Raw genomic sequence first — 24,987 nt, 5'->3', positions numbered from 1 at the left:
GAACACCGCGTCATCGTTCTTCGCGGGCAAGCCTCGCTCCTGCAGGATTAGGTCTCGCCCGGATTTCAGGCACAAAAAAGCCGCGTATTAAACGCGGCTTTTTCTTGTGCGGCGGCTTTTACACGTTGAAACGGAAGTGCATCACGTCGCCGTCTTTAACGATGTAGTCCTTGCCTTCCAGGCGCCATTTACCGGCTTCTTTAGCGCCGGCTTCGCCTTTGTACTGGATGAAGTCGTCGTAGGCGATGACTTCGGCGCGGATGAAGCCTTTTTCGAAGTCGGTGTGGATCACGCCAGCGGCTTGTGGCGCGGTAGCACCTACGCGGACGGTCCAGGCGCGGACTTCTTCGACACCGGCGGTGAAGTAGGTCTGCAGGTGCAGCATTTCGTAGCCGGCGCGGATCACGCGGTTCAGGCCAGGCTCTTCGAGGCCCAGGGCTTCGAGGAACATGTCTTTCTCTTCGCCGTCTTCGAGTTCGGCGATTTCGGCTTCGATCTTGTTGCAGACCGGAACCACCATGGCGCCTTCTTCTTCGGCGATGGCCTTGACGATGTCCAGCAGCGGGTTGTTCTCGAAACCGTCTTCAGCGACGTTGGCGATGTACATGACCGGCTTGGTGGTCAGCAGGTGGAAGCCGCGAATCACCGCTTTATCGTCGGCGCCCATGTTCTTCATCAGCGTGCGCGCTGGCTTGCCGAGGGTGAAGTGAGCGATCAGTTGCTCCAGCAGACCTTTCTGGACCACGGCGTCCTTGTCACCACCCTTGGCGTTACGGGCAACTTTCTGCAGTTGCTTCTCGCAGCTGTCGAGGTCGGCGAAGATCAGTTCCAGGTCGATGATTTCGATGTCGCGTTTCGGGTCGACGCTGTTGGAGACGTGAATCACGTTTTCGTCTTCGAAGCAGCGGACCACGTGAGCGATAGCATCGGTCTCGCGGATGTTGGCGAGGAACTTGTTGCCCAGGCCTTCACCTTTCGAGGCGCCGGCCACCAGGCCCGCGATGTCGACGAATTCCATGGTGGTTGGCAAGATGCGCTTTGGATTGACAATGGCCGCCAGGGCTTCCAGGCGTGGATCCGGCATCGGCACGATACCGGTGTTCGGCTCGATGGTGCAGAAGGGGAAGTTCTCGGCCGCGATCCCGGATTTGGTCAGGGCGTTGAATAGGGTGGACTTGCCGACGTTAGGCAGGCCGACGATGCCGCAATTGAATCCCATGGTGTTTTCCCCGAGGAGTGAGTCAGGCCTTCTGGCTGTGCAGGTTTTTCATCGCGCGGTTCCATTCACCGGCGAGGATATCCGGCAGCACGCCGAGGGCAAAGTCGATGCTGGCATCGAGTTTTTCCTGTTCGGCGCGTGGCGCACGACCCAGGACGAAATTTGAAACCATACTGGCAACGCCCGGGTGGCCAATGCCAAGCCGCAAGCGGTAAAAGGTATTCTGATTGCCCAGTTGCGCGATGATGTCGCGCAACCCGTTGTGACCGCCATGGCCGCCGCCCTGTTTGAGCTTGGCAACGCCAGGTGGCAGGTCGAGTTCGTCATGCGCCACCAGGATTTCTTCAGGCGTAATGCGGAAGAAGCCGGCAAGTGCCGCGACGGCCTGGCCGCTGCGGTTCATGTAGGTGGTGGGAATCAGCAGACGAACATCCTGACCCTGATGCGAATAGCGCCCGGTCAGGCCGAAATATTTGCGATCGGCCACAAGGTTGACGCCTTGCGCGTTCGCGATGCGCTCAACAAAAAGGGCCCCTGCGTTATGCCGGGTCTGTTCGTATTCAGCGCCTGGATTTCCCAGGCCAACGATCAGTTTGATGGCAGTCACGATAGGGGCCCTTCTTTGGAGTGGTGGATAACATCGCCGCAATCAGTGTGTGCGGCGAAAGTGGACGAAAAGTGCTCATTTACCATTATGTAAACTCCGCGTTCTCGCCCGCTTTCTCGCTACGTTCCAGTCCGCGATGTTACTTGATCACTCCGGCATGACAGAGTGAATTACTCTGCTGCGCCTTCTTCAGTAGCTTCTGGAGCAACACGTGGAGCGTGGACGTTGGCAACAGCCTTGTCATCGCCGTGTGCCAGAGCAACAAACTCAACGCCTTTAGGGGCTTTGAGGTCGGACAGGTGAATGATCGAACCGATTTCGGCGTTAGCCAGGTCGACTTCGATGAATTCAGGCAGGTCTTTTGGCAGGCAGGTCACTTCGATTTCCGAAACAACGTGCGAAACTTCGCCGCCTTTCTTGATCGGGGCTTCTTCGCCAACAAAGTGTACAGGCACGATAGCGGTCAGTTTCTGGCCAGCTACAACGCGCACGAAGTCAGCGTGCAGTACGTGGCCTTTGGCCGGGTGACGCTGCAGAGCCTTGATGATTACGTTTTGCTTGGTGCCGCCAACGTTCAGCTCGATGATGTGGCTGTAAGCCGCTTCGTTTTCGAGCAGTTTGGCAACTTCTTTAGCCAGCATGCTGATGGATTCAGGGGCTTTTTCGCCACCGTAAACTACAGCTGGAACCAGGCTTGCGAGACGACGCAGGCGGCGGCTCGCACCTTTCCCCAGGTCGGAACGCACTTCAGCATTCAGAGTAAATTCGTTCATTTTGTATCTCCAAAATAACCACATTCGCCCCAGCGGTTGCGACCAGCGCTAAAGGCGATATGGGCAAAAAAGCCCCGCCCCGGCAGGAATGCCGGGGCGGGGCGCTTTTCGTCAGCGAGACAGTCGAGAAGGGCAGGGCCCTTAACGGAACATCGCGCTGATCGATTCTTCATTGCTGATGCGGCGGACCGCCTCGGCAACGACCGGCGCGATATCCAGTTGACGGATACGCGTGCAGGCTTGAGCAGCAGCGGACAACGGGATGGTGTTAGTCACCACCAGTTCGTCCAGCATGGAATTTTCAATGTTTTCGATCGCCCGACCGGACAGCACAGGGTGTGTGCAGTAGGCGAAAACCTTGGCGGCGCCATGCTCTTTCAGGGCCTTGGCCGCGTGGCACAGAGTGCCGGCGGTATCGACCATGTCATCGACCAGAATACAGGTACGCCCTTCGACATCACCGATGATATGCATTACTTCAGAGTGATTGGCTTTCTCACGGCGTTTGTCGATGATCCCGAGATCCACGCCCAGGGATTTGGCAACAGCACGTGCACGCACGACGCCGCCAATGTCCGGGGACACGATCATCAGGTTTTCGAAGCGCTGATCTTCAATGTCATCCACCAGAACCGGGGAGCCGTAGATGTTATCTACCGGAATATCGAAGAAACCCTGGATTTGGTCAGCATGCAGATCAACCGTGAGAACACGGTCGATGCCGACTACGGTAAGCATGTCAGCAACGACTTTCGCGCTGATAGCCACACGTGCGGAACGCGGACGGCGATCCTGACGGGCATAACCAAAGTAAGGAATAACAGCAGTGATACGAGTAGCCGAGGAGCGGCGGAAGGCATCAGCCATCACTACCAGTTCCATCAGGTTATCGTTGGTCGGAGCGCAAGTCGGCTGAATAATGAAAACATCTTTACCGCGGACGTTTTCATTGATCTCGGCAGTAATTTCGCCGTCGGAGAACTTACCGACAGAGATGTCACCGAGAGGGATATGCAGCTGACGTACAACACGCCGAGCCAGATCGGGGTTAGCGTTCCCCGTAAAGACCATCATCTTGGACACGCGCAGTACCTGAAGGCTGAGGGTAACCTGGATGAGTATAGGAAAATGGCAGGGGCGGCTGGATTCGAACCAACGCATGGCAGGATCAAAACCTGCTGCCTTACCGCTTGGCGACGCCCCTGTATCTGTTGCAACGATTACCCAGTAATCGATTCCTTTAGAGCAGATTTTGTAGCTTGCGATGCAACATCGAAACGTTGCTTCCTTTTGCTACAAACCCTGTAAGGGTCTCTGTAAGAAGGGCCGAGACTTTATCAGCTTCAGCTTTGCTTGGGAAGCCCCCAAACACACAACTTCCAGTTCCGGTGAGTTTTGCTTCGGTAAATTTACCTAACAAATTCAATGCGTTACGTACATCTGGATAACGCCTTGCTACCACCGGTAAGCAGTCATTTCGACTGTTTCCCTTGGGAACGGGGCGCACTTTAATGGGAGAAGAGTTACGTGTCAACAACGGATCTGAAAAAATTTCTGCTGTACTTACAGATACTTGCGGCACAAGCACGAGATACCACGGTTCTTCGGGGTCTACAGGGGTGAGTTTCTCCCCTACGCCCTCGGCGAAAGCCGCGTGCCCACGCACGAAAACCGGGACGTCGGCGCCCAGTGTCAGGCCCAGCACGGCCAGTCGATCCTCATCCCAACCCAGTTGCCAGAGATGATTGAGGCCGAGCAAAGTCGTCGCGGCATTTGAACTGCCGCCACCGATTCCACCGCCCATGGGCAGGATTTTTTCGATCCAGATATCGATGCCGAGCGAACAACCGGATTGCTCCTGAAGTTTTTTCGCGGCTTTGACGATCAGGTTGCTGTCGTGAGGAACGCCATCGAATTCGGTGTGCAACCGAATCACACCGTCGTCACGAACGGCAAACGTGATTTCGTCGCCGTAATCGAGAAACTGAAAAATCGTCTGCAACTCGTGATAACCGTCTTCACGGCGGCCGAGAATGTGCAGCATCAGATTGAGTTTGGCCGGGGAGGGCAGCGTCAAGCGCGCAACGGTCATGTTCACTGCCCCAGTTTGCGTGGTTGCCATTCCTTGATCACCAGCGTGACATCAAGGTCGGTGCCGTGCAGTTTGATCCGCTCGGGCAGCCAGTAGCCGTTTTGCTCGGCGTAACTGAGGTATTCGACTTGCCAGCCGTCCTGCTCGAGATTGGCCAGCCGACTGTCGGCGTCCAGGGTCAGGCGACTTTTGCTGTCCGGGGCCGGAAGCCCGCGAACCCACCACGCCAGATTGGACACCGGCAGCTTCCAGCCGAGCTGTTCTTCAACCAGCGCTTCGGGGGTCGTGGCGTCATAACGGCCCTGATTGGCCACTTCCAGCGAGACTTTGCCCGGGCGGCCGGTCAAACGAGCCGCGCCGCGACCCAGCGGGCCAGAGAGGCGAATGTCGTAGTAATCCTGTCGCTGCAGCCAGAACAACGTGCCGCTGCCCGAGTCTTTTGGCGCACGAATACCGATCTTGCCGTTGATCTGCCAGCCATCAAGGCTGGTCAGCTGCTGTTTGTAATCGCGCCATTGGGCCGTGTTGCCTTGGCCCTGGACCGATTCGCGGGCGCCGAAGCCCGCGCAACCGGCGAGCAGGGCGATGAAGCTGAAAACAATAAGGTGGCGCAAAAACATAATCTTAAAGAGTCTCTGATCCGGTCAGGCGCTTGATGGTGCTGCGCAGGATGGGGCTGTCGGGTTGTTCCTTGAGGAACTTGCTCCAGATTTGCCTGGCTTCCCGCTGTTTGCCATTGGCCCACAGGACTTCGCCCAGGTGAGCGGCAACTTCCTGATCGGGAAAGCGATCCAGGGCCTGACGCAGATAGCGCTCGGCTTCATCGAGATTGCCCAGGCGGAAGTGCACCCAGCCGAGGCTGTCGAGTACCGCCGGGTCTTCCGGGTTGATCTGGTGCGCTTGTTCGATCAGGGCCTTGGCTTCGGCGTAACGCGTCGTGCGGTCCGACAGGGTGTAGCCGAGGGCGTTCAACGCCATCGCATTGTCCGGGTCGCGCTTGATGATCAGGCGCAGGTCTTTTTCCATCTGCGCCAGGTCATTGCGTTTTTCCGCCTGCATGGCGCGGGTGTAAAGCAGGTTCAAATCGTCCGGGTACTTCTGCAGCGCGGTTTGCAGAACCTTCCACGCCTTGTCGGGCTGATTGTTGGCAGACAAGGTCTCGGCTTCGATCAGGTACAACTGGATCGCGTAATCAGGTTGCTCGTCGCGTTCCGTAGCCAGACGGCTTTGGGCTTCGGCGGTCTTGCCGTTGTTGATCAGAATGTCGGTCTGGCGCAGTTGCGCAGGCAGATAGTCATTGCCGGGGCCGACCTGGGCGTACTCGATCAGCGCGCCTTGTGGGTCGTTGCGCTCTTCAGCTATACGACCGAGGTTCAGGTGCGCCGAATCAACGTGGCTTTCCCGGGCGACCAAGTCTTCCAGATAACCCTTGGCCTCGTCCCAGGCCTTGGCTTCCAGGCACACCAGCGCCAGGGAATAACGCAGTTCGTCGTCTTCCGGGTATTGCTGGACCAGGCTTGAGAACTCGACCTTGGCGTCGTCCATGCGGTCCTGTTCAACCAGCATGCGTGCATACGTCAGGCGCAGACGCTTGTCGTCCGGGTATTTCTTGATGCTTTTTTGCAGCAGTGGCAAGGCTTCATCGCCACGGTTGAGCACTTGCAACAGGCGCGCGCGCAGCAGGATCGGGGCAATTTCGCCGTCGTCCGGCGGATTGTCTTCAAGCAAGGTCAGCGCGCCTTTTGCGTCACCGTCCTGTTGCAACAGCAAAGCCTTGCCGAAAATCAACTGGTTGTTGTTCGGGTGGCGCTGCAATAAGCGGTCAAAACTTTTCATCAGGCCGTTGCGCGTGTCCTGGTCGGTATCGGCCGCGGACAGGGCAAGAAAGTCGAAATGCGTGTCGCCTTTGCCGAGCAGGACTTTCTCCATATAGACCATGGAGTCGTCATAACGCCCGGCGCGCGCCAGTTGCACGGCAGCCGCGCGTTGCGCCTCGAGATCGTCCGGGGCGTTTTTTGCCCAGATCAACGCGGTATCCAGGGCAGCCTGATCGGCGCCAAGGTATTCGGCAATGCGGAAGGCTCGCTCGGAGATGCCCGGATCCTGAGTGTTGATGGCCTGGGTGACGTAGTTGTCCAGGGCAATGTCGAAACGATTGCGCTGGCCAGCCAGTTCGGCGCTCAACAGACTGAAGACGGTTTCTTCACTGAATGAGCTGTAAACCTTGGGCTTTTCAGGGGCCGGAGTGCTGTCTTCGACCGGCGGCGTACCGTCCGACGAAACGGGTGCCAAGACCTGGCAGCCGCTGAGGAAGACAAAAGCGAGGAGCAACGCGGAAGATCTATTCATATAGGAAGAGGACGACTAACCTGCGGTCGGATCATCATGACACAAGCCTTCGGCCAAACATAACCGAGTCTCGATGGATGCCTTTATAGAGGCAGGTCATTGGGACAATAGTCAGCGGTAGTTGTTCTGGCTCTGTCGAAGTAGGACAATTGCCGGCTTCACGTCACCATCAGCGACCTTGAATGGCCTTCCTTGCACTCGGTATCAACCACAAGACTGCTTCAGTAGACGTCCGCGAGCGCGTGGCCTTTACCCCTGAGCAGCTGGTGGAGGCCTTGCAGCAGCTCTGCCGACTTACCGACAGCCGCGAAGCTGCGATCCTCTCCACCTGCAATCGCAGTGAACTCTATATAGAACAGGATCACCTTTCGGCTGACATCATCTTGCGCTGGCTGGCCGATTATCATCATTTGAGCCTCGAAGAGCTGCGTGCGAGCGCTTATGTGCACGAAGATGATGCGGCAGTTCGTCACATGATGCGGGTGGCTTCCGGGCTCGATTCGCTGGTGTTGGGCGAACCGCAGATTCTCGGTCAGATGAAATCGGCCTACGCCGTGGCGCGTGAGGCCGGCACCATCGGTCCGCTGCTCGGGCGCTTGTTTCAAGCGACGTTCAACGCGGCCAAGCAAGTGCGCACCGACACGGCCATCGGGGAGAACCCGGTGTCCGTGGCGTTTGCCGCGGTCAGCCTGGCGAAACAGATTTTCAGCGATTTGCAGCGCAGCCAGGCCTTGCTGATCGGCGCCGGAGAGACCATCACCCTGGTCGCCCGCCACCTGCATGAACTGGGTGTAAAGCGCATTGTGGTCGCCAACCGAACCCTGGAACGCGCGAGCATCCTTGCCGAGCAGTTTGGTGCCCATGCCGTTTTGCTCTCGGACATCCCGGCAGAGCTGGTGCGCAGCGACATCGTGATCAGTTCCACTGCCAGCCAGTTGCCGATCCTTGGCAAAGGCGCCGTGGAAAGCGCGTTGAAACTGCGCAAGCACAAACCGATCTTCATGGTAGACATCGCTGTTCCTCGGGATATCGAGCCGGAAGTCGGCGAGTTGGACGACGTTTACCTCTATAGCGTCGACGATCTCCACGAAGTGGTCGCCGAAAACCTCAAGAGCCGGCAGGGCGCTGCCCAGGCGGCGGAAGAGATGGTCTCGGTCGGTGCCGAAGATTTCATGGTCCGCCTGCGTGAACTGGCGGCGGTGGATGTGCTCAAGGCCTATCGCCAACAAAGCGAGCGCATGCGCGACGAAGAATTGCAGAAGGCCCAGCGCATGCTGGCCAATGGCAGCAGCGCCGAAGAGGTGCTGGTGCAATTGGCGCGTGGCCTGACCAACAAACTCTTGCACGCCCCGAGTGTGCAGTTGAAAAAGCTTTCTGCCGAAGGCCGCCTCGATGCGCTGGCCATGGCCCAGGAACTCTTTGCCCTGAATGAGGGCTCATCGGATAGCTTTTCGGATAAGAAACCGCAATGAAAGCGTCACTGCTCAATAAGCTGGACATCCTCCAGGACCGTTTCGAGGAATTGACCGCCCTGCTTGGCGATGGCGAAGTCATTTCCGATCAGAACAAATTCCGCACCTATTCCAAGGAATACGCGGAAGTCGAACCGATTGTCGCCACCTATAAACAGCTGCTCAAAGTGCAAGGCGACCTCGAAGGCGCCCAGGCACTGCTCAAGGACAGCGACCCGGACATGCGCGAAATGGCCGTGGAAGAAGTTCGCGAAGCCAAAGAGCAACTGATCGACATCGAAGCCAGCCTGCAACGCATGCTGCTACCCAAGGACCCGAATGACGGGCGCAACGTGTTCCTCGAAATCCGTGCTGGCACCGGCGGTGACGAAGCGGCGATTTTTTCCGGCGACCTGTTCCGTATGTATTCGCGTTATGCCGAGCGGCGTGGCTGGCGGGTGGAAATTCTCTCGGAGAACATCGGTGAGCACGGCGGCTATAAAGAAGTCATCGCCCGTGTTGAAGGCGAAAACGTCTACGGCAAACTGAAGTTCGAATCCGGCGTGCACCGCGTGCAACGGGTTCCGGCCACCGAATCCCAGGGTCGCATCCACACCTCGGCCTGCACCGTGGCGGTGTTGCCTGAGCCGGATGAGCAGGAAACGATCGAGATCAACCCGGCGGATCTGCGGGTCGATACCTATCGTTCCTCCGGGGCCGGCGGCCAGCACGTCAACAAGACCGACTCGGCGATCCGCATCACGCACTTGCCGTCCGGTATCGTCGTCGAATGCCAGGAAGAACGCTCGCAACACAAGAACCGTGCCCGGGCGATGTCCTGGCTGTCGGCCAAGCTCAACGATCAACAAACCAGCGCCGCCGCGAACGCCATCGCCAGCGAGCGTAAGCTGCTGGTCGGTTCGGGCGATCGCTCCGAGCGCATCCGCACCTACAACTTTGCCCAGGGCCGGGTGACCGACCACCGGGTCAACCTGACGCTGTATTCCCTCGACGAAGTCCTAGCGGGCGGCGTCGAGGCCGTGATTGAACCGTTACTGGCCGAGTTCCAGGCCGATCAATTGGCAGCGATAGGTGAGTAAATGACGATCATTGCCAGTTTGTTGCGCGCCGCCGATTTGCCCGACTCGCCCACGGCGCGTCTGGATGCCGAATTATTGCTGGCCGCGGCCTTGGGCAAGTCCCGCAGCTTTCTGCACACCTGGCCGGAACGCATTGTGCCGAGCGAAGCCGCGCTGAAGTTTGCCGAGTACCTGCAACGTCGTCGCGGCGGTGAGCCGGTGGCCTACATTCTGGGGCAGCAAGGGTTCTGGAAGCTTGATCTGGAAGTCGCGCCGCACACGCTGATCCCGCGCCCGGATACCGAATTGCTGGTGGAAGCGGCGCTGGAATTGCTGCCAGCCACACCGGCCCAAGTGCTCGATCTTGGCACCGGCAGCGGCGCCATTGCCCTGGCTTTGGCCAGCGAGCGTCCGGCGTGGAAAGTCACTGCGGTGGATCGCATACTCGAGGCCGTGGCGCTGGCCGAACGCAATCGTCAGCGCCTGCACTTGAACAATGCCACGGTGCTGAGCAGCCATTGGTTCAGCGCCCTGGAAGGTCAGCGTTTTCATCTGATCATCAGCAACCCGCCGTACATCGCCTCCGCCGACCCGCATCTGGTAGAAGGCGATGTGCGCTTCGAACCGGCCAGCGCTCTGGTGGCTGGCGTCGACGGGCTCGATGATCTGCGCCTGATCGTCGCCCAGGCGCCGGATTATCTGGAGGCCGGTGGCTGGCTGATGCTCGAACACGGTTACGATCAAGCCGAAGCCGTGCGCGACTTGCTGTTGAGCCGCGGCTTTGAAGCAGTCCACAGCCGCACCGATCTGGGCGGTCACGAACGTATCAGCCTGGGGCGCCTGCCGTGCTGAATGATCAGGAGTTGTTGCGCTATAGCCGGCAGATTCTGTTGCAACACGTCGATATCGACGGCCAGTTGCGGCTGAAAGAAAGCCGCGTATTGATCGTCGGTCTTGGCGGTCTTGGCTCACCGGTGGCGCTGTATCTGGCCGCGGCCGGTGTCGGCGAGCTGCACCTGGCGGATTTCGATACGGTCGACCTGACCAATCTGCAACGCCAGATCGTTCACGACACTGACAGCGTCGGCTCGAGCAAGGTCGATTCAGCGATCCGCCGACTGAGCGCGATCAATCCCGAGATCCAACTGATCGCCCATCGCACCGCACTGGACGAAGATTCCCTGGCGGCCGCCGTGGCGGCGGTGGATCTGGTGCTGGACTGTTCCGATAATTTCTCGACCCGTGAAGCGGTCAACGCGGCCTGCGTTACTGCCAGCAAACCGCTGGTCAGCGGCGCGGCGATTCGCCTCGAAGGGCAGTTGTCGGTGTTTGACCCGCGACGCCCGGAAAGCCCGTGTTACCACTGTCTATACGGTCACGGCAGTGAAGCCGAATTGACCTGCAGTGAGGCCGGCGTTGTCGGTCCACTGGTTGGGCTGGTGGGCAGCCTCCAGGCGCTGGAAGCCCTGAAGCTGCTGGTGGGTTTCGGCGAGCCGCTGGTGGGGCGCCTGTTGCTGATCGATGCCTTGGGCTCGCGCTTCCGTGAATTGCGGGTCAAGCGCGATCCTGGCTGCAGCGTCTGTGGTTCAAAACATGCGTGAAGCGCCAATCGGCGTATTCGACTCCGGCGTCGGTGGGCTTTCGGTATTGGCCGAGATCCAGCGTTTGCTGCCCAACGAGTCTCTGCTGTACGTCGCCGATTGCGGCAATGTTCCCTACGGCGAAAAAACCCCTGAATTCATCCAGCAGCGTTGCAGCGTGATGGCCGAATTCTTTCAGCAGCAGGGCGCGAAGGCCCTGGTGCTGGCCTGCAACACGGCGACGGTTGCAGGCGTTGCAGACTTGCGGCGTGATTACCCTGCGTGGCCCATCGTCGGCATGGAGCCCGCCGTCAAACCTGCCGCTGCCGCCACCCGCAGTGGTGTGGTCGGTGTGCTCGCGACCACCGGCACGTTGCAGAGCGCCAAGTTTGCAGCCTTGCTCGACCGGTTCGCTACCGATGTTCGCGTCATCACTCAACCGTGTCCTGGCCTGGTGGAGCTGATTGAAAACGGCGATCTGCACAGCGACGCCTTGCGTCAATTACTGGCCGGCTATGTCGGGCCGCTGCTCGGCGCCGGGTGCGACACGATAATTCTGGGCTGCACGCATTATCCCTTCCTAAAGCCATTGCTTAAGCAGATGATCCCTGAAGACATCAGCTTGATCGACACCGGTGCCGCTGTTGCGCGGCAACTCCAGCGTTTGTTGGCCGAGCGTGAGTTACTTGCCGAGGGGCCGGCACGTGCTGCGCAGTTCTGGACGAGTGCCGATCCGGAGCATTTCAGGACTATTTTGCCGACGCTGTGGAACAGCGGCGGTGTTGTGCAAAGCTTCGATAGATAACTAAAAAAAAAAGTGGGCGAAAACGAATAATTGGGCTGAACTTCTGATTAATCGTCGACTTCTATAGCGGTGAGCAACAAAAAAACCATATGAAATCGTTCGGAAAAGGATGTTTCTAGTGAAGCGACTATTCTGCTTGGCCGCGATTGCGGCCGCACTGATGGGGCACAGTTTTACCGCGCAGGCGGCAGGTGTGGAATTCGCGGTCGGACAGACCAGCGAGTCGACCATGACCTATCGATTGGGCATGCAATTCGATTGGGACAAGAGCTGGTTGCAGAGTGATATCGGTCGTTTGACGGGGTACTGGAGCGGTGCCTACACCTATTGGGACGGCGACAAGACTTCCAGCAACCACAGCCTGTCGTTCGCGCCGGTGTTGGTTTACGAATTTGCTGGCCAGACCGTCAAGCCTTATGTGGAGTTGGGGGTCGGCGTCGCGGTATTCGCCAATACCGAAGTCGAAAACAATCAACTCGGCAGTGCTTTTCAGTTTGAAGACCGGTTCGGTTTTGGCCTGCGCTTTACCGGTGGACATGAAGTCGGCATTCGTGCGACGCACTATTCCAATGCCGGGCTCAGTAGCCCGAACAACGGTGTAGAAAGTTACGCGCTGCACTACACGATGCCGCTCTGAGACTCGCTCCTTTAAGTGTGGGAGCGAGCCTGCTCGCAATTGCGGTCTGCCATTCAGCAACAGTGTTGACTGACAGGAAGCCATCGCGAGCAGGCTCGCTCCCACACTGGATCTGCGTCGACTTCAAATTCAGCGATATGCCGTAGTAATCCCCTGGCGCTCTTCGAGGCACTCCGGTGCGCCCATCTCGAACTCCCGGCAGATCAGCGGGCGCTTTTCGTAGATGGTGCACATCATGCTGTCGCGATCCAACGCAGCGCACCAGCCGTCATCCAGACGCAGCATGACTTCCCCGCCCCAATCATCGGTATCGATAAAACGTTCAGGCACGCCCGTGTCGGTGATCAGCATGACTTCGAGCTGGCAGCAACAGGCTGCGCAAGTCGAGCACGTGACGGCCGGTTCGGTGATTTGCGTGTGGGGAATGGTTTTCATGGCGGGCAGTGTAAGGCAGTGCGCCCTGGCTGTGTTAAAGGCCTGACGGACGCTTAGCTGCGGGTGTCCGCCGCCAGCCGTTGCGCCATGAAATGCAGCGTTGGGAACAGCATGGCCCAGAGCAGGCCGATACCCAGCAGCGTGGGCACCTGACCGTAAGGAAACTGCACGCCGGCCAGTTGTCCACCGGCGTAATACGACAACGGCCCACCCACGGCGCCCAGCAGGCTGCCGAGCCACCAAGGTTTGGCGGTCCATTGCAGGCAGTGGCGCAACGTGGTTGCCAGTAACGCCCACAACAGCATCAGCCACAGCGGGATCAAGGGCGCGACGTCGGCGAAATCGAACACACCAAGCCAGCGCAACGAACTGTCGACGGTGGTGCCCAGCAGCACAACGCTGAGAATCAGTCGGCCTTCATCCGCCCAGCGACTTATCCACAGCAGATGAATCACCAGTACCGCCAACGCCACCAGCAACCATAAACTGTCGCCGCCCATCACACAGGCAAACCAGCCGAGCTGAAACAGTGCGGCATTGGCCAAGCGCTCACGCATCGAAGCGCCCCAGCAGCGGCGCGGGCATTGCCGAGGGTTTGGCCAGCACCATTTGCGCGGTGCCGATGGTGCGCTCCAGAAACCCCCCTTCGCAGTAGCACAGATAAAATTCCCACAACCGCAGGAAATAATCGTCGTAGCCCAACTCGCTCAAGCGGCCCTGGGCTCGGCGAAAATTCTCATGCCACAGGCGCAGGGTTCGGGCGTAGTGCAGGCCGAAATCCTCCATGTGCAGCAAATTCATGTCGGTGTCGCGGCTGATGACTTCCAGCATCTTCTGCACACAGGGTAGGGCACCGCCAGGAAAAATGTAACGCTGAATGAAATCGACGCTGCCCTTGGCCTGTTCGTAGCGCTGTTCGCGGATGGTGATGGCCTGCAACAGCATCAAGCCGTTGCTTTTGAGCAACTGCGCGCATTGCTTGAAATAGACCGGCAGGAAGCGATGGCCGACGGCTTCGATCATCTCGATCGACACCAATTTGTCGTACTGCCCGGTGAGGTCGCGGTAATCCTTGAGCAGCAGCGTGACCTGGTCTTGCAGGCCGAGGGCTTCAATGCGTTGGGCAGTGAAGGCGTACTGTTCTTTTGAAAGCGTGGTGGTGGTGACCTTGCAGCCGTAATGCTGCGCCGCGTAAAGCGCCATGCTGCCCCAGCCGGTGCCGATTTCCAGCAAGTGATCACTGGGTTTGAGCGCGAGTTTCTGGCAGATCCGTTCCAGCTTGTTCAACTGCGCCTGTTCCAGGCTGTCTTCGTCCGTCAGGAACTGTGCGGCGGAGTACATCATCGTGGGATCGAGAAACTGTTCGAACAGGTCGTTGCCCAGATCGTAGTGGGCGGCGATGTTTTTCTGCGAACCCTTGCGCGTGTTGCGATTGAGCCAGTGCAGCGCTTGAACGAAAGGGCGGCCGAGTTTCGCCAGACCACCTTCCAGCGCATCCAGTACCTCAAGGTTACTGACGAACACGCGAACCACCGCGGTCAAGTCCGGCGAACTCCAATAACCGTGGATAAACGCTTCGCCAGCGCCGATCGAGCCGTTACCCGCCACCAGCCCCCACGCCGCCGCGTCGAGGATATGGATCTCCCCGATCAATGGGCTGCCTGCGGTCCCGAAAACTTGCCGTTCGCCGTTTTCGATGACCACCAGTTGTCCATGTTTGAGCTGCGTGAGTTGCCGCAATACACCACGGCGCAGCAACGATCCGGTCAGGCCGTTGGTGCTGAGCAGATTGACTTTAGCCGAGGCGCTAGAGGATTTCATGACGGTGATCCTTGGGAGGAACGATGGCGGTTTGAACGCTGCCAACGGCAGCCTGATGAGCAAATATCGGTGCGCGCTTGAGCAGCAGGCGCAGGGCCTGCCAATAGATCGCCAGGCAGGTTTTCGCCGTCATCCATGGAAAGCGCCGCAAGTAACGATGCAGGCTGGCACGGTCCAGTGCCTGGCGTTTCAAGCTGAGCGTGGCGTCGAACAACTTCAGCTCGCCCTGCCAGTCCGCCATGTGCACGCCGAGCCGTTTCGCGGCGGGGCTGAAACTCATGCGGTATTCCAGGTCTGGCGGTAGAAACGGCGAAACGTGAAACGCCTTCGCCACGGCAAAATGTTGATGGAAATCGCCGAGATTCTCCGGGGCCTTGGCCGGCAATACATAGTGATAACGCTCGCGCCACGGGGTGTTGGTGACTTCGCAAAGAATCGCCGCCAGTTGCCCGTCAGCCTCATGGCAGTAGAAAAAACTCACCGGGTTGAACGACAAACCCCAACTGCGCGGCTGGGTCAGCAGGCAGATCGAACCTTGGGGCGCATGACCGATGGCCTGGCCGACGAGCTGGCGCACCGCGTCAATCAGGCGCATGCCGCTGCCGGTATAGGTTTTGAGGTAATCGCTCTCGCGAAACGAGAACGGTGCGAAGCGACTGTTGCCCGAGAACGGCGACAGGCCGAGCACGGCCTCCTGTTCGTCGAGGTCCAGGTACAACAGACCGATCCGGTAACGGAAGGCATGAGGCTTTGGGGCGAACCGCCGATGCGCGATCCAGCCGCTGTAGAGGGCGCTGTTCACAACACTTCACCAAACGAGCGAGCAACGCGCAACGCGCTGACCACGCCGTCTTCATGGAAACCGTTGGCCCAATAGGCGCCGCAATAATAAGTGTGTTGCGCGCCGTCCAGCTCCTCCCAACGGCTTTGCGCAGCAACGGCCGCCAGGCTGAATTGCGGATGGGCGTAAGTGTATTTGGCGAGCACTTTGAACGGGCTGATGCCGGCGCTCTGGTTCAGGCTGACGCAGAACGTGGTATCGCTCTGGATGCCTTGCAGGATGTTCATGTCGTAGGTGACGGTGGCCCGTGTGTGGCCCGGGCCACCGAGGCGGTAATTCCAGCTGGCCCACGCGAGTTTTCGAGTGGGCAGCAGGCGTGTGTCGGTGTGCAGCACTACTTCGTTGTCGGCGTAGGGCAGGGCGCTGAGGATCGATTGTTCGGCATCGCTCGGCTTGGCCAGCAATTTCAGGGCCTGATCGCTGTGGCAGGCGAACACCACTTTGTCGAATCGCTCGCTTCCGGCGGTGCTGTGGATAACGATGCCTTCCTCATCCCGCTCGACCCGGGTCACCGGGCAGCCGAGACGGATTTTCTCTTTGAAGGTCGCCGTCAATGGCTCGATGTAAGCACTCGAGCCACCTTCGATCACCCGCCATTGCGGGCGATTACTGACGGACAGCAGGCCGTGATTCTTGAAAAACCTGACGAAGGATTGCAGCGGGAAACCGAGCATGTCAGCCATGGACATCGACCAGATTGCTGCGCCCATCGGCACGATGTAATGCAGGATGAAGCGTTCGCCATAGCGGCCGTTTTTCAGATAGTCGTCCAGCGTGGTGTCGGCGGCGATCCGACCCTCGGCCAGGTCACGCTGCGCCTCTTTGTTGAAGCGCTGGATATCGCGCAACATGCCCCAGAAGCCGGGTGACAACAGATTTCGCCGTTGGGCAAACAAGCTGTTGAGGTTATTGCCGTTGTATTCCAGGCCCGAGTCCGGATCCTTCACTGAAAAACTCATTTCAGTCGGTTTCGACTCCACGCCGATCTGGCCGAGCAGGCGAATGAAATTCGGGTAGGTCCAGTCGTTGAACACAATGAAACCGGTGTCCACGGCGTAGCGCTGGTCATCCACGGTCACGTCCACGGTATGGGTGTGCCCGCCGATCCAGTCGCTGGCCTCGAACAGGGTGATCTCATGCCTGCGATTGAGCAGGTAGGCGCTGGTGAGCCCTGAGATTCCGCTGCCAATGATCGCAATGTTCACGGCACGTCCCTGATCGGTGGGCTGCTGCGCACCATGCGTTTGCCGATGGCCAGTTTCACGCAATTGGGCATTTTCGACAGGGGCCAGAGAGCAGCCATGAACAGCCCCGGAAAAGCGATCTCCAGGGGACGGTTCTTGAGTTTGGCGAAGATGTGCCGGGCGGCTTTCGCCACTGGCCAACTGAGCGGCATCGGGAAGTCGTTTTTCGCCGTCAGTGGGGTCTCGACAAACCCCGGGCTGACCACTGTGACTTCGATGCCTTCCGGCGCAAGATCGATGCGCAGGGATTCGAACAGATAACGCAGCCCGGCCTTCGACGCGCCATAGGCTTCGGCCCGTGGCAGCGGCAGGTAGGTCACCGAACTGGCGACGCCCACCAGATGCGGCGCGGTGCCCTTGCGCAACAAGGGCAACGCGGCCTCGATGCAATAGGCGCTCGCGAGCAGGTTGGTGCGCACCACGTGTTCGACGATCGAGGAATCGAACTGCTTGACGTCGACGTATTCGCACGTGCCGGCGTTGAGGATCACCGTGTCCAGCGAGCCCCATTCATGGGCGATCTGTTCGCCGATTTCGCGCACCGCCTGACTGCTCGTCAAATCGCCGGGCACGACCAGCACTTGCCCCGGATAACGCAGGGACAAGACTTTCAGCACCGCTGTAGAGCGCGAGCTCACGGCCAGATGAGCACCGGTTTTGAGGATTTCTTCAGCCAGCGAGGCGCCGATGCCGCTGCTGGCACCCGTCAGCCAGTATCGCCGTGGAGGTGTAAGACTCATCCCATTCTCCTTTTCAGCCAGGCAATCGCCCGACCCAATACGGGTAAATGTTCGTAAAGCAGTGCCCCGGCATCGAAGTAATCCCGGTGACGATAAACCTTGTCGCGCCAGAGCAGGTACGAGCAGCCGTCGACACGAATCAACCGGCCGCCGCTCAGGCGCGGATGGCGGTAACTCATGACCCAGCGCAGATAACCTTGGCCTTCGCCGGTCTGGTCGAAACCGTGAAAATCGAAACGCAGTTCGGTGACGTTGGCGTAGAGCTCGGTGAAGTAGCTGCGCAACTGTCCGATCCCTTGCACTTCATGCAGCGGATCGGTGAAGTGCACGTCTTCGGTGTACAGCTCGCCGAGGCGTTGCAAACTGTTTTTATCCAGCTGCGCGAATTGCCGGGCAAACTGCCGCAGGAAATCACTCATGAGCGCCTCCGGCATCGTGTCGCGAGGGCAAGTTCTTGAACGCGGCCAAGGCTCGCTGGCGCGAAGTGCTCAGGTTGACGATCGGCGACGGATAATCCGCCACGCCGAACAGACCGCCGACGTTCGCCGGGTTGTGCGCGTCTTTTTTGTTCAGCCCAGCCAGTTCCGGCAGCCAGTGCTTGATGAACACGCCTTCGGCGTCGAATTTCTCCGATTGGCTCAGCGGATTGAAAATACGGAAATAAGGGGCCGAGTCAGTGCCCGTGGACGAACTCCACTGCCAGCCACCGTTGTTCGCCGCCAGGTCGCCGTCGATCAAGTGGCGCATGAAAAAGCGTTCGCCTTCGCGCCAGTCGATCAGCAGGTTCTTGGTCAGGAACATCGCCACCACCATGCGCAAGCGGTTGTGCATCCAGCCGGTTTCGAGCAATTGACGCATCGCTGCGTCGATGATCGGCAGGCCGGTACGGGCTTGCTGCCAGGCCAGCAGTTCTTCCGGGGCGTCGCGCCAGGCCAGGGCTTCGGTTTCCGGGCGGAAGGCACGGTGACGCGAGACCCGTGGGTAGCCCACCAGAATATGTTTGTAGAACTCGCGCCACAGCAACTCGTTGATCCAGGTGACCGCGCCCACCTTGCCGCTTTCGAACTCGCCTTGATTACTGTGCAGGGCGGCGTGCAAACACTGGCGCGGGGAAATCACCCCGGCAGCGAGGTAAGCCGAGAGCTGGCTGGTGCCGGGTTTGGCCGGGAAGTCGCGCTCGCTTTTGTAGTAATCGATTTGTGCGTCGGCGAAGGTGTCGAGACGGCGTTGAGCTTCGGCTTCGCCGGCGGGCCAGAGCTGGCGCAGGCTGTCACTGGGCGTTTCGAACCCTTTAACGCTCGATGGAATGTCGTCACTGCTGATGGGCAACGGATCCTGTACGGCCGGTTTGGCCACCCGTCCCGGAAGCGACCGGTGCAGACGTTCGTAACAAACTTTGCGGAACTGGCTGAAGACCTGGAAGTAGGTGCCAGTCTTGGTCAACACGGTGCCCGGTTTGAACAACAACTGATCGAGGTAGCTGAAGAAGTCGATGCCATGGGCCTTGAGCGTTTCGGCGACTGCCGTATCGCGACGGCTTTCATGAACCCCGTATTCCTCGTTGACGTGCACCGCCTCCGCGTTTAATTGCTGACACAGCTTGAGCAAAACCTGCGGGGCTTCATCCCAGCGAGGGGCGTGGCGAATCAAAAGGGGAATGTTCAGTTCGCCCAGCGCGTCGCTCAGTTCACCCAGATTGCGCAGCCAGAAATCCACTTTGCACGGCGCGTCATCGTGTTCCAGCCATTGCGCCGGGCTCAACAGGTACACGGCCACCGTCGGGCCGCGAGCGGCAGCAGCCGACAGGGCGGTGTTGTCGTGCAGGCGCAAGTCGCTACGCAACCAGATCAAATGCATGGAAGTGTCCATTAAATAAGCCCACGCTTAACCAGTTCCTGGTGAGCCGATAGCGGGTCTTCGGCCAGGAACAAATCAACACTCTCGGACGTTTTTGCGGACAGCTCGGCGTGGTGGATGCATACCGTTGGTCCGGCAATCATTTTTGGGCAACTGACGCCATTCAAAAGTTTCGGCAGCTGCGAAATGTTCATGGCTTTGCTGGAATACAGCAGTACGCCGCGGGCTTGCAGGTGATCGACCGCCAGCGCGAGTTCGCCCGGCGGCAGCGGCCAGTCGAAGACCTCCACCGGGCAATCGGCGCTGCTGATCAGCCACGCGGTCAGCCACAGGCAAGGTTCCATTGGCTGGTCCGAGTGATTGATCAATAGCAAGGGCGCGGTACGTAACTGACGGTTGTTATGGTAGATGCGTGCGCCGAATTTGCTACGCAGCCAGGAAAAGAAAAACACCCGCTCCATCTGCGCGCCGAACTGGCCCTGCCAGCGTTGCTCCAGCTCCGCCAGCAACGGCATCAGCAGTTGTTCGCACAAGGTGCGGGGCGGATACAGCGCCATGGCTTGATTGACGGTGTCATCCAGCGTGCGTTCATTGAGCTGGGTCACCGCTTGCAGCAATGTCTGGCCCAGCACTTGCCAATCGTTTTCGACGGTTTCGGTAAAGGCCTGGGGCGTGTCGAGCAGCTGCTTGACCTGACTGACGGCCACGCCGCGATTGAGCCAGGTGAGGATGGTCAAAATCCGCTGCACGTGTTCGGCAGAAAACAGGCGATGCCCCTTGGGCGTGCGCTGGGGCACGATCAGCCCGTAACGACGTTCCCAGGCACGCAGGGTCACGGCGTTCACGCCAGTCTGGCGCGCCACTTCGCGAATCGGCAACCAGCCTTCGTCCAGGGCTTTCTTGAAGTCGGCGCCAAGGTCTTCGCTGGCGCTGGTGTCGATTGGGCTTTTCATTAGATGGCGTTTCGCAGGCTGAGGTTTTCCGGGTGCGGCTGAAGGTAAACCTGCTGCGCGATGTACGGATCCGGGTGTTGACGGAAATAGTGTTTGAGCAGCGTCAGCGGCACCACCAACGGCACGATGCCGTGCCGGTACTGGCCGATGACGTGCTGCATTTCCTGCTTGTCTTCAGGGCTGATGAATTGCTTGAGATAACCGCTGATGTGCTGCAGGACGTTGGTGTGGGTACGCCGCGTCGCGCATTTTTTCAATGCCGCCATCAGTTCGCTGAAATAGCGCGGGCCGAGTTCCGCAGGATCGGTCTGGCCCATGTTGCCCAGCAGGTTGCCCAGGGTTTTGTATTGCACCGGGTTATGGGCCATCAGCAAGTATTTGTAGCGCGAGTGAAATTCTATGAGGCCGCGTCGTGTCACTCCTTCTCGCAATAGCTGCTGCCAGGCGCTGTAGGCGAACACGCGGGTCAGGAAGTTTTCGCGCAATACCGGGTCGTTGAGGCGGCCATCTTCTTCCACCGGTAAGTCGGGGTGCAGGGCGCAGAACGCCTGGGCGTAGATACCACGTCCACCTCCGTCCACCGGCGACCCGTTGGCCTGGTAGACCTTGACCCGCTCGAGGCCGCAGGAAGGGGATTTCTGCATAAAGATGTAGCCGCAGATATCGTCCAGCTCCGCAGCCATTTTCTGACCGTACTCGGCGAGCGGCCGGGTGACGTTAGTCTCAGGGTTGACGGTGCCAACGGCTTCGGGATTTTCGGGGTCGCCGATCAGGCGGATCGGTTCGCGAGGAATGCCCAAGCCAATGGCGACTTCCGGGCACACCGGTACGAACTCGAAATAGTCGGTGAGGGTTCGGCTGCACAGGCGCGATTCCTTGTGCCCACCGTTGAAACGCACCTCCGCTCCCATCAAGCAGGCGCTGATGGCGATTTTCGGTAGAGTCGCTGGCTGTACATGCATCGGAACACCTCGAATCCAGACCTGTACAGAGCGGTAACTCTGTACAACTTTGCCTTCATCATAGATTCAAAGGTGTACAAGTCAAATTATTTGTATAGGTTTTCGAGAGGGGGTTGCATTCCCTTGTGGGAGAGGGCTTGCTCGCGATAGCGGTGGATCAGGCGACACATGGGTAGCTGACACACCGCATCCGCGGGCAGGATCTATTTCCAGCCGAGTATCCAGTCGTCGCTGGCTTTCAGCGATTGCCATGGGAGACGCTCACTGCGTTGGGTCAGCACCGCCTGCAATTCGACGTCCAGCACCGTGCCTTCCTCATCGCGGAACAGTTCGGTCACCAGAAAATGTTTTTCGCGGTTTCGCGGGTGGGCTGCTGTCCATTTCGACAGCAGCAATTTACTCGGATTGATTCTATTCACTGCAAGTGCTCGTGTAACCGTCGTGCAGCTTCCTGGCCGCTGAGCCAGGCGCCTTCGACACGCCCGGACAGGCACCAGTCGCCGCATACATACAGTCCCAGGTCGGCATCGGCCAAGGCACCCCATTCGTGACTGCTGGCGGGACGCGCGTAAAGCCAGCGGTGCGCGAGGCTAAAGGTCGGGGCGGGCATGGCGCTGTGCAACAGCTCGGCAAATGCACCGTGCAGTTGCTCAATCACCGCCTCCTTGGGCAGGTCGATATGTTGCCGGCTCCAGGCGCTCGTCGCATGCAGTACCCACGTGTCGAGGGTGTTGTCGCGCCCGGGTTTGCTGCGGTTGCGCGCCAGCCAGTCGAGCGGGCTGTCCTGCACGAAGCAACCTTCCATGGGGGTATCCAGCGGCGTATCGAACGCCAGCGCCACCGCCCACGTTGGCTCCATTTTTACCCCGGCGGCGGCCCCGGCGAGTTTCGGCGCGGAGGCCAGCAGTGCCGTGGCTTGAGGCGCCGGCGTGGCGATCACCACGTGACTGAACGGACCATGGGTGAAGCCTTCGGCGTCTTGCAGGTGCCAGTGTTCTTCACCTCGATAGACCTCGGTGATCCGGCAGGCGAAATGCACTTCCAGGTCGCCGAGCAAGCCGCGGGTGATGGCGCTCATGCGCGGTGTTCCGACCCAGCGTGTCTGTTCGTCCGGCGACAGGTTGAGCTGCCCGCCGTGGAAGGTGTAGAGCTGCGGCGTCCATTCGGCGACCCAGCCGTTGGATTGCCAACGCTGGACCTCGGTGACGAAGCGCCGGTCGCGGGCAGTGAAATACTGTGCGCCCATGTCCAAGGCACCCGCATCACTGCGCTTGCTCGACATGCGTCCGCCACTGCCGCGGCTTTTATCAAAAAGTTGAACAATGTGCCCGACTTCTGTCAGGGCCTGAGCGGCTGAGAGCCCGGCGATGCCGGTGCCGATGATTGCGATAGGTACAGTCATAGGGGCCTCGTTTACCTTTCTGTACAGACTACGCCGTGGTTTAAACCTGTACAATATTGTTTTTTGGTATAACTTTTAGCGTTCTCGATCTGACAGCTTGGCCTATTGTTAAACACAGACACAGCCCGATACCAAAGATCCCTGCTTATAAAAATAGACTAGTGATCAGGGTAAAACGCCACGCGAGGAAGAAGTCATGCACATATTGCTGACCGGCGGTACTGGTTTGATAGGACGTCAACTCTGCCGACACTGGTTGAGTCAGGGACATCGCCTGACAGTCTTGAGCCGCACGCCGGAAAAAGTCGCGAAAATCTGCGGTGCCCAGGTTCGCGGCGTCGCGTTGTTCGAAGACCTCGGGCAAGAATCGGTGGACGCAATTATCAATTTGGCGGGCGCGCCCATTGCCGATCGGCCATGGACGTCCAGGCGCAAAGCCTTGCTCTGGGCGAGTCGCATCACCCTGACCGAAACCTTGCTGGCCTGGCTCGAGACCCGCGCGCAGAAACCGCAGGTGTTGATCTCGGGTTCTGCCATCGGCTGGTACGGCGACAGTGGCGAGCGCGAACTGACCGAAGCGTCTCCGCCGTCCATCGATGATTTCGCCAGTCAGTTGTGCATTGCCTGGGAAGAAACCGCCCAGCGCGCCGAGGCCATGGGTATTCGGGTGATCCTGATTCGAACCGGTTTGGTGCTGTCTGCCGAGGGCGGCTTTTTGTCGCGGCTGTTGCTGCCATTCAAACTGGGGCTGGGCGGGCCTTTGGGCAGTGGTCGGCAGTGGATGCCCTGGATTCATATCAACGATCAAATCGCCCTGATTGATTTTCTTCTGCATCGCATTGACGCGAGCGGTCCATATAATGCCTGCGCGCCAAAACCGGTGCGCAACCGCGAGTTCGCCAAAACATTGGGCGCCGTGCTGCACCGGCCGGCGTTCATGCCGATGCCGGCCCTGGCCTTGAAAGTGTGTCTGGGCGAGTTGTCACTGTTGTTGCTGGGTGGCCAGAAGGCCGTACCGGCGCGCTTGCTGGAAGCGGGTTTCACTTTCCAGTTCACCGATTTGCGCGCGGCCCTGGACGACCTGTCCAGCCGCCTTTGAAATAGGACGTTGCATGACCGATCACGCATTGCTTCTGGTTAACCTGGGTTCACCTGCCTCTACATCGGTGGCGGATGTGCGCAGTTACCTCAATCAATTTCTGATGGACCCCTACGTGATCGACCTGCCATGGCCGGTACGACGCTTGCTGGTGTCGCTGATCCTGATCAAGCGTCCGGAGCAGTCCGCCCACGCCTACGCGTCGATCTGGTGGGAGGAGGGCTCACCGCTGGTGGTGCTCAGCCGTCGCCTGCGTGAGGCCATGGTTGCGCAATGGCACCATGGGCCGGTTGAGCTGGCGATGCGCTACGGCGAGCCGTCGATTGAGACGAAACTGGTTGAGCTGGCGGCTCAGGGCCACAAAAAAATCACCCTCGCACCGCTTTATCCACAATTCGCCGACAGCACCGTGACCACGGTGATTGAAGAAGCCAAGCGGGTGGTGCGTGAGAAGCGGCTCGATGTGCAGTTTTCGATTCTCCAGCCGTTCTACGATCAGCCGGAATACCTCGACGCATTGGTCGCCAGCGCGAAACCTTATTTGCAGCAGGATTACGATCACCTGTTGCTGAGCTTCCATGGTTTGCCGGAGCGGCACCTGAAGAAGATCGACCCTACCGGTCACCATTGCTTCCAAAGCGATAATTGCTGCCAGAACGCTTCGCCAGAAGTATTGGCGACCTGCTACCGCGCCCAATGCCTGCGCACGGCGTCGGAGTTTGCCAAGCGCATGGGGCTGGCGGATGGCAAGTGGTCGGTGTCGTTCCAGTCGCGTTTGGGTCGGGCGAAATGGATCGAACCCTACACCGAATCGCGCCTCGATGAGCTGGCGGGAATGGGCGTGAAGAAGGTGCTAGTGATGTGCCCGGCGTTCGTTGCCGATTGCATCGAGACGCTTGAGGAAATCGGTGATCGCGGGAAGGAATTGTTCCGCGAGGCGGGGGGCGAGGAATTGGTGCTGGTGCCTTGCCTCAACGATGATCCGCAGTGGGCGCGGGCGTTGAGTGCCTTGTGTGAAAGGGCGCCGTTGGCGCTTTAAAA

General features: G+C 59.1%; 27 protein-coding genes and 1 tRNA gene. 8 read left to right on the top strand and 20 right to left on the bottom strand.

What is annotated here, in order from left to right:
- Positions 1 to 118: 118 nt before the first annotated feature.
- The 8 genes from ychF to FBY01_RS26200 all read right to left on the bottom strand — a co-directional run bounded on the left by ychF (position 119) and on the right by FBY01_RS26200 (position 7,040).
- Positions 119 to 1,219, bottom strand: a complete 1,101-nt coding sequence (gene ychF, locus FBY01_RS26235) for a redox-regulated ATPase YchF (RefSeq protein WP_010458288.1) — start codon at positions 1,217 to 1,219, stop codon at positions 119 to 121.
- 22 nt (positions 1,220 to 1,241) lie between these two features.
- The gene (gene pth, locus FBY01_RS26230) at positions 1,242 to 1,826 is read right to left on the bottom strand and encodes an aminoacyl-tRNA hydrolase (RefSeq protein ID WP_010458286.1); all 585 of its coding nucleotides are present in this window, start codon (positions 1,824 to 1,826) and stop codon (positions 1,242 to 1,244) included.
- 170 nt (positions 1,827 to 1,996) lie between these two features.
- Positions 1,997 to 2,599 (bottom strand): 50S ribosomal protein L25/general stress protein Ctc, encoded by a 603-nt coding sequence (locus FBY01_RS26225; RefSeq protein WP_074880258.1) that lies wholly within the window; start codon positions 2,597 to 2,599, stop codon positions 1,997 to 1,999.
- A 141-nt stretch (positions 2,600 to 2,740) separates the two neighbouring features.
- Entirely contained in the window at positions 2,741 to 3,682 is a 942-nt protein-coding gene (locus FBY01_RS26220) for a ribose-phosphate pyrophosphokinase (RefSeq protein ID WP_010458281.1), read from the bottom strand.
- 46 nt (positions 3,683 to 3,728) lie between these two features.
- Positions 3,729 to 3,803: transfer RNA gene (locus tag FBY01_RS26215), tRNA-Gln, on the bottom strand.
- 36 nt (positions 3,804 to 3,839) lie between these two features.
- Positions 3,840 to 4,691 carry a 4-(cytidine 5'-diphospho)-2-C-methyl-D-erythritol kinase gene (gene ispE / locus FBY01_RS26210; RefSeq protein WP_010458280.1) on the bottom strand — a complete coding sequence of 284 codons (852 nt, stop codon included), beginning with the start codon at positions 4,689 to 4,691 and terminating at the stop codon, positions 3,840 to 3,842.
- Between the two features lie 2 nt (positions 4,692 to 4,693).
- Complete coding sequence (gene lolB, locus FBY01_RS26205) at positions 4,694 to 5,311, bottom strand: lipoprotein insertase outer membrane protein LolB (RefSeq protein ID WP_102594939.1); 618 nt, start codon at positions 5,309 to 5,311, stop codon at positions 4,694 to 4,696.
- 4 nt (positions 5,312 to 5,315) lie between these two features.
- Positions 5,316 to 7,040 carry a tetratricopeptide repeat protein gene (locus FBY01_RS26200; RefSeq protein WP_077749018.1) on the bottom strand — a complete coding sequence of 575 codons (1,725 nt, stop codon included), beginning with the start codon at positions 7,038 to 7,040 and terminating at the stop codon, positions 5,316 to 5,318.
- A 182-nt stretch (positions 7,041 to 7,222) separates the two neighbouring features.
- Here FBY01_RS26200 and hemA point away from each other — a divergent pair, with 182 nt between their 5' ends.
- The 6 genes from hemA (at position 7,223) to FBY01_RS26170 (ending at position 12,592) form a co-directional block, all read left to right on the top strand.
- Entirely contained in the window at positions 7,223 to 8,512 is a 1,290-nt protein-coding gene (gene hemA / locus FBY01_RS26195) for a glutamyl-tRNA reductase (RefSeq protein ID WP_145310069.1), read from the top strand.
- Positions 8,509 to 9,591 carry a peptide chain release factor 1 gene (prfA, locus tag FBY01_RS26190; protein ID WP_010458272.1) on the top strand — a complete coding sequence of 361 codons (1,083 nt, stop codon included), beginning with the start codon at positions 8,509 to 8,511 and terminating at the stop codon, positions 9,589 to 9,591. The genes hemA and prfA overlap by 4 nt, the downstream gene beginning before the upstream one ends.
- Complete coding sequence (gene prmC / locus FBY01_RS26185; RefSeq protein ID WP_010458270.1) at positions 9,592 to 10,422, top strand: peptide chain release factor N(5)-glutamine methyltransferase; 831 nt, start codon at positions 9,592 to 9,594, stop codon at positions 10,420 to 10,422.
- On the top strand, positions 10,416 to 11,171 hold the full coding sequence (locus FBY01_RS26180) for a molybdopterin-synthase adenylyltransferase MoeB (RefSeq protein WP_145310072.1): 756 nt from the start codon (positions 10,416 to 10,418) through the stop codon (positions 11,169 to 11,171). The genes prmC and FBY01_RS26180 overlap by 7 nt, the downstream gene beginning before the upstream one ends.
- On the top strand, positions 11,164 to 11,955 hold the full coding sequence (murI, locus tag FBY01_RS26175) for a glutamate racemase (protein ID WP_145310074.1): 792 nt from the start codon (positions 11,164 to 11,166) through the stop codon (positions 11,953 to 11,955). Before FBY01_RS26180 ends, murI begins: the two co-directional genes overlap by 8 nt.
- Before the next feature lie 118 nt (positions 11,956 to 12,073).
- Positions 12,074 to 12,592: an acyloxyacyl hydrolase gene (locus tag FBY01_RS26170; protein WP_010458265.1), complete on the top strand. Its 519-nt coding sequence runs from the start codon at positions 12,074 to 12,076 to the stop codon at positions 12,590 to 12,592.
- Positions 12,593 to 12,721: 129 nt separating this feature from the next.
- On the opposite strand, the gene FBY01_RS26165 is transcribed toward FBY01_RS26170, so the two are convergent.
- The 12 genes from FBY01_RS26165 to FBY01_RS26110 form a co-directional block, all read right to left on the bottom strand.
- The gene (locus tag FBY01_RS26165) at positions 12,722 to 13,027 is read right to left on the bottom strand and encodes a YkgJ family cysteine cluster protein (protein ID WP_010458263.1); all 306 of its coding nucleotides are present in this window, start codon (positions 13,025 to 13,027) and stop codon (positions 12,722 to 12,724) included.
- A gap of 53 nt (positions 13,028 to 13,080) precedes the next feature.
- Positions 13,081 to 13,584 carry a DUF2878 domain-containing protein gene (locus FBY01_RS26160; RefSeq protein WP_010458261.1) on the bottom strand — a complete coding sequence of 168 codons (504 nt, stop codon included), beginning with the start codon at positions 13,582 to 13,584 and terminating at the stop codon, positions 13,081 to 13,083.
- Entirely contained in the window at positions 13,577 to 14,848 is a 1,272-nt protein-coding gene (locus tag FBY01_RS26155) for a cyclopropane-fatty-acyl-phospholipid synthase family protein (RefSeq protein ID WP_077749013.1), read from the bottom strand. The genes FBY01_RS26160 and FBY01_RS26155 overlap by 8 nt, the downstream gene beginning before the upstream one ends.
- Positions 14,835 to 15,650 carry a DUF1365 domain-containing protein gene (locus FBY01_RS26150; protein WP_077749012.1) on the bottom strand — a complete coding sequence of 272 codons (816 nt, stop codon included), beginning with the start codon at positions 15,648 to 15,650 and terminating at the stop codon, positions 14,835 to 14,837. The genes FBY01_RS26155 and FBY01_RS26150 overlap by 14 nt, the downstream gene beginning before the upstream one ends.
- Positions 15,647 to 16,894, bottom strand: a complete 1,248-nt coding sequence (locus FBY01_RS26145) for an NAD(P)/FAD-dependent oxidoreductase (RefSeq protein WP_145310076.1) — start codon at positions 16,892 to 16,894, stop codon at positions 15,647 to 15,649. The genes FBY01_RS26150 and FBY01_RS26145 overlap by 4 nt, the downstream gene beginning before the upstream one ends.
- Positions 16,891 to 17,673, bottom strand: a complete 783-nt coding sequence (locus FBY01_RS26140) for an SDR family oxidoreductase (RefSeq protein WP_145310078.1) — start codon at positions 17,671 to 17,673, stop codon at positions 16,891 to 16,893. Before FBY01_RS26140 ends, FBY01_RS26145 begins: the two co-directional genes overlap by 4 nt.
- Complete coding sequence (locus FBY01_RS26135) at positions 17,670 to 18,092, bottom strand: nuclear transport factor 2 family protein (RefSeq protein ID WP_145310080.1); 423 nt, start codon at positions 18,090 to 18,092, stop codon at positions 17,670 to 17,672. Before FBY01_RS26135 ends, FBY01_RS26140 begins: the two co-directional genes overlap by 4 nt.
- Complete coding sequence (gene phrB, locus FBY01_RS26130) at positions 18,085 to 19,530, bottom strand: deoxyribodipyrimidine photo-lyase (protein ID WP_145310082.1); 1,446 nt, start codon at positions 19,528 to 19,530, stop codon at positions 18,085 to 18,087. Before phrB ends, FBY01_RS26135 begins: the two co-directional genes overlap by 8 nt.
- A gap of 11 nt (positions 19,531 to 19,541) precedes the next feature.
- Positions 19,542 to 20,483 carry a MerR family transcriptional regulator gene (locus FBY01_RS26125; protein ID WP_145310084.1) on the bottom strand — a complete coding sequence of 314 codons (942 nt, stop codon included), beginning with the start codon at positions 20,481 to 20,483 and terminating at the stop codon, positions 19,542 to 19,544.
- Positions 20,483 to 21,445: a DUF523 and DUF1722 domain-containing protein gene (locus FBY01_RS26120; protein WP_145310086.1), complete on the bottom strand. Its 963-nt coding sequence runs from the start codon at positions 21,443 to 21,445 to the stop codon at positions 20,483 to 20,485. The genes FBY01_RS26125 and FBY01_RS26120 overlap by 1 nt, the downstream gene beginning before the upstream one ends.
- Positions 21,446 to 21,648: 203 nt before the next feature.
- The gene (locus tag FBY01_RS26115) at positions 21,649 to 21,864 is read right to left on the bottom strand and encodes a TIGR02450 family Trp-rich protein (RefSeq protein ID WP_010458245.1); all 216 of its coding nucleotides are present in this window, start codon (positions 21,862 to 21,864) and stop codon (positions 21,649 to 21,651) included.
- Positions 21,861 to 22,847: an NAD(P)/FAD-dependent oxidoreductase gene (locus tag FBY01_RS26110; protein WP_077749006.1), complete on the bottom strand. Its 987-nt coding sequence runs from the start codon at positions 22,845 to 22,847 to the stop codon at positions 21,861 to 21,863. The genes FBY01_RS26115 and FBY01_RS26110 overlap by 4 nt, the downstream gene beginning before the upstream one ends.
- A 196-nt stretch (positions 22,848 to 23,043) precedes the next feature.
- Between FBY01_RS26110 and FBY01_RS26105 the strand changes: the two genes are divergently transcribed.
- Together FBY01_RS26105 and hemH are read left to right on the top strand one after the other, a co-directional pair.
- Positions 23,044 to 23,946, top strand: coding sequence for a TIGR01777 family oxidoreductase (locus tag FBY01_RS26105; RefSeq protein WP_145310088.1), 903 nt, complete (start codon positions 23,044 to 23,046; stop codon positions 23,944 to 23,946).
- Positions 23,947 to 23,959: 13 nt separating this feature from the next.
- The gene (gene hemH / locus FBY01_RS26100; RefSeq protein ID WP_145310090.1) at positions 23,960 to 24,985 is read left to right on the top strand and encodes a ferrochelatase; all 1,026 of its coding nucleotides are present in this window, start codon (positions 23,960 to 23,962) and stop codon (positions 24,983 to 24,985) included.
- Positions 24,986 to 24,987: the final 2 nt, after the last annotated feature.

Origin of the sequence: Pseudomonas sp. SJZ077, assembly GCF_007993905.1 — a bacterium.
In the GTDB taxonomy this organism is placed as follows: Bacteria; Pseudomonadota; Gammaproteobacteria; order Pseudomonadales; family Pseudomonadaceae; genus Aquipseudomonas; species Aquipseudomonas mandelii.
Note: the sequence above shows the minus strand (reverse complement) of the source record. Positions and strands in the feature narration are given on the sequence as shown.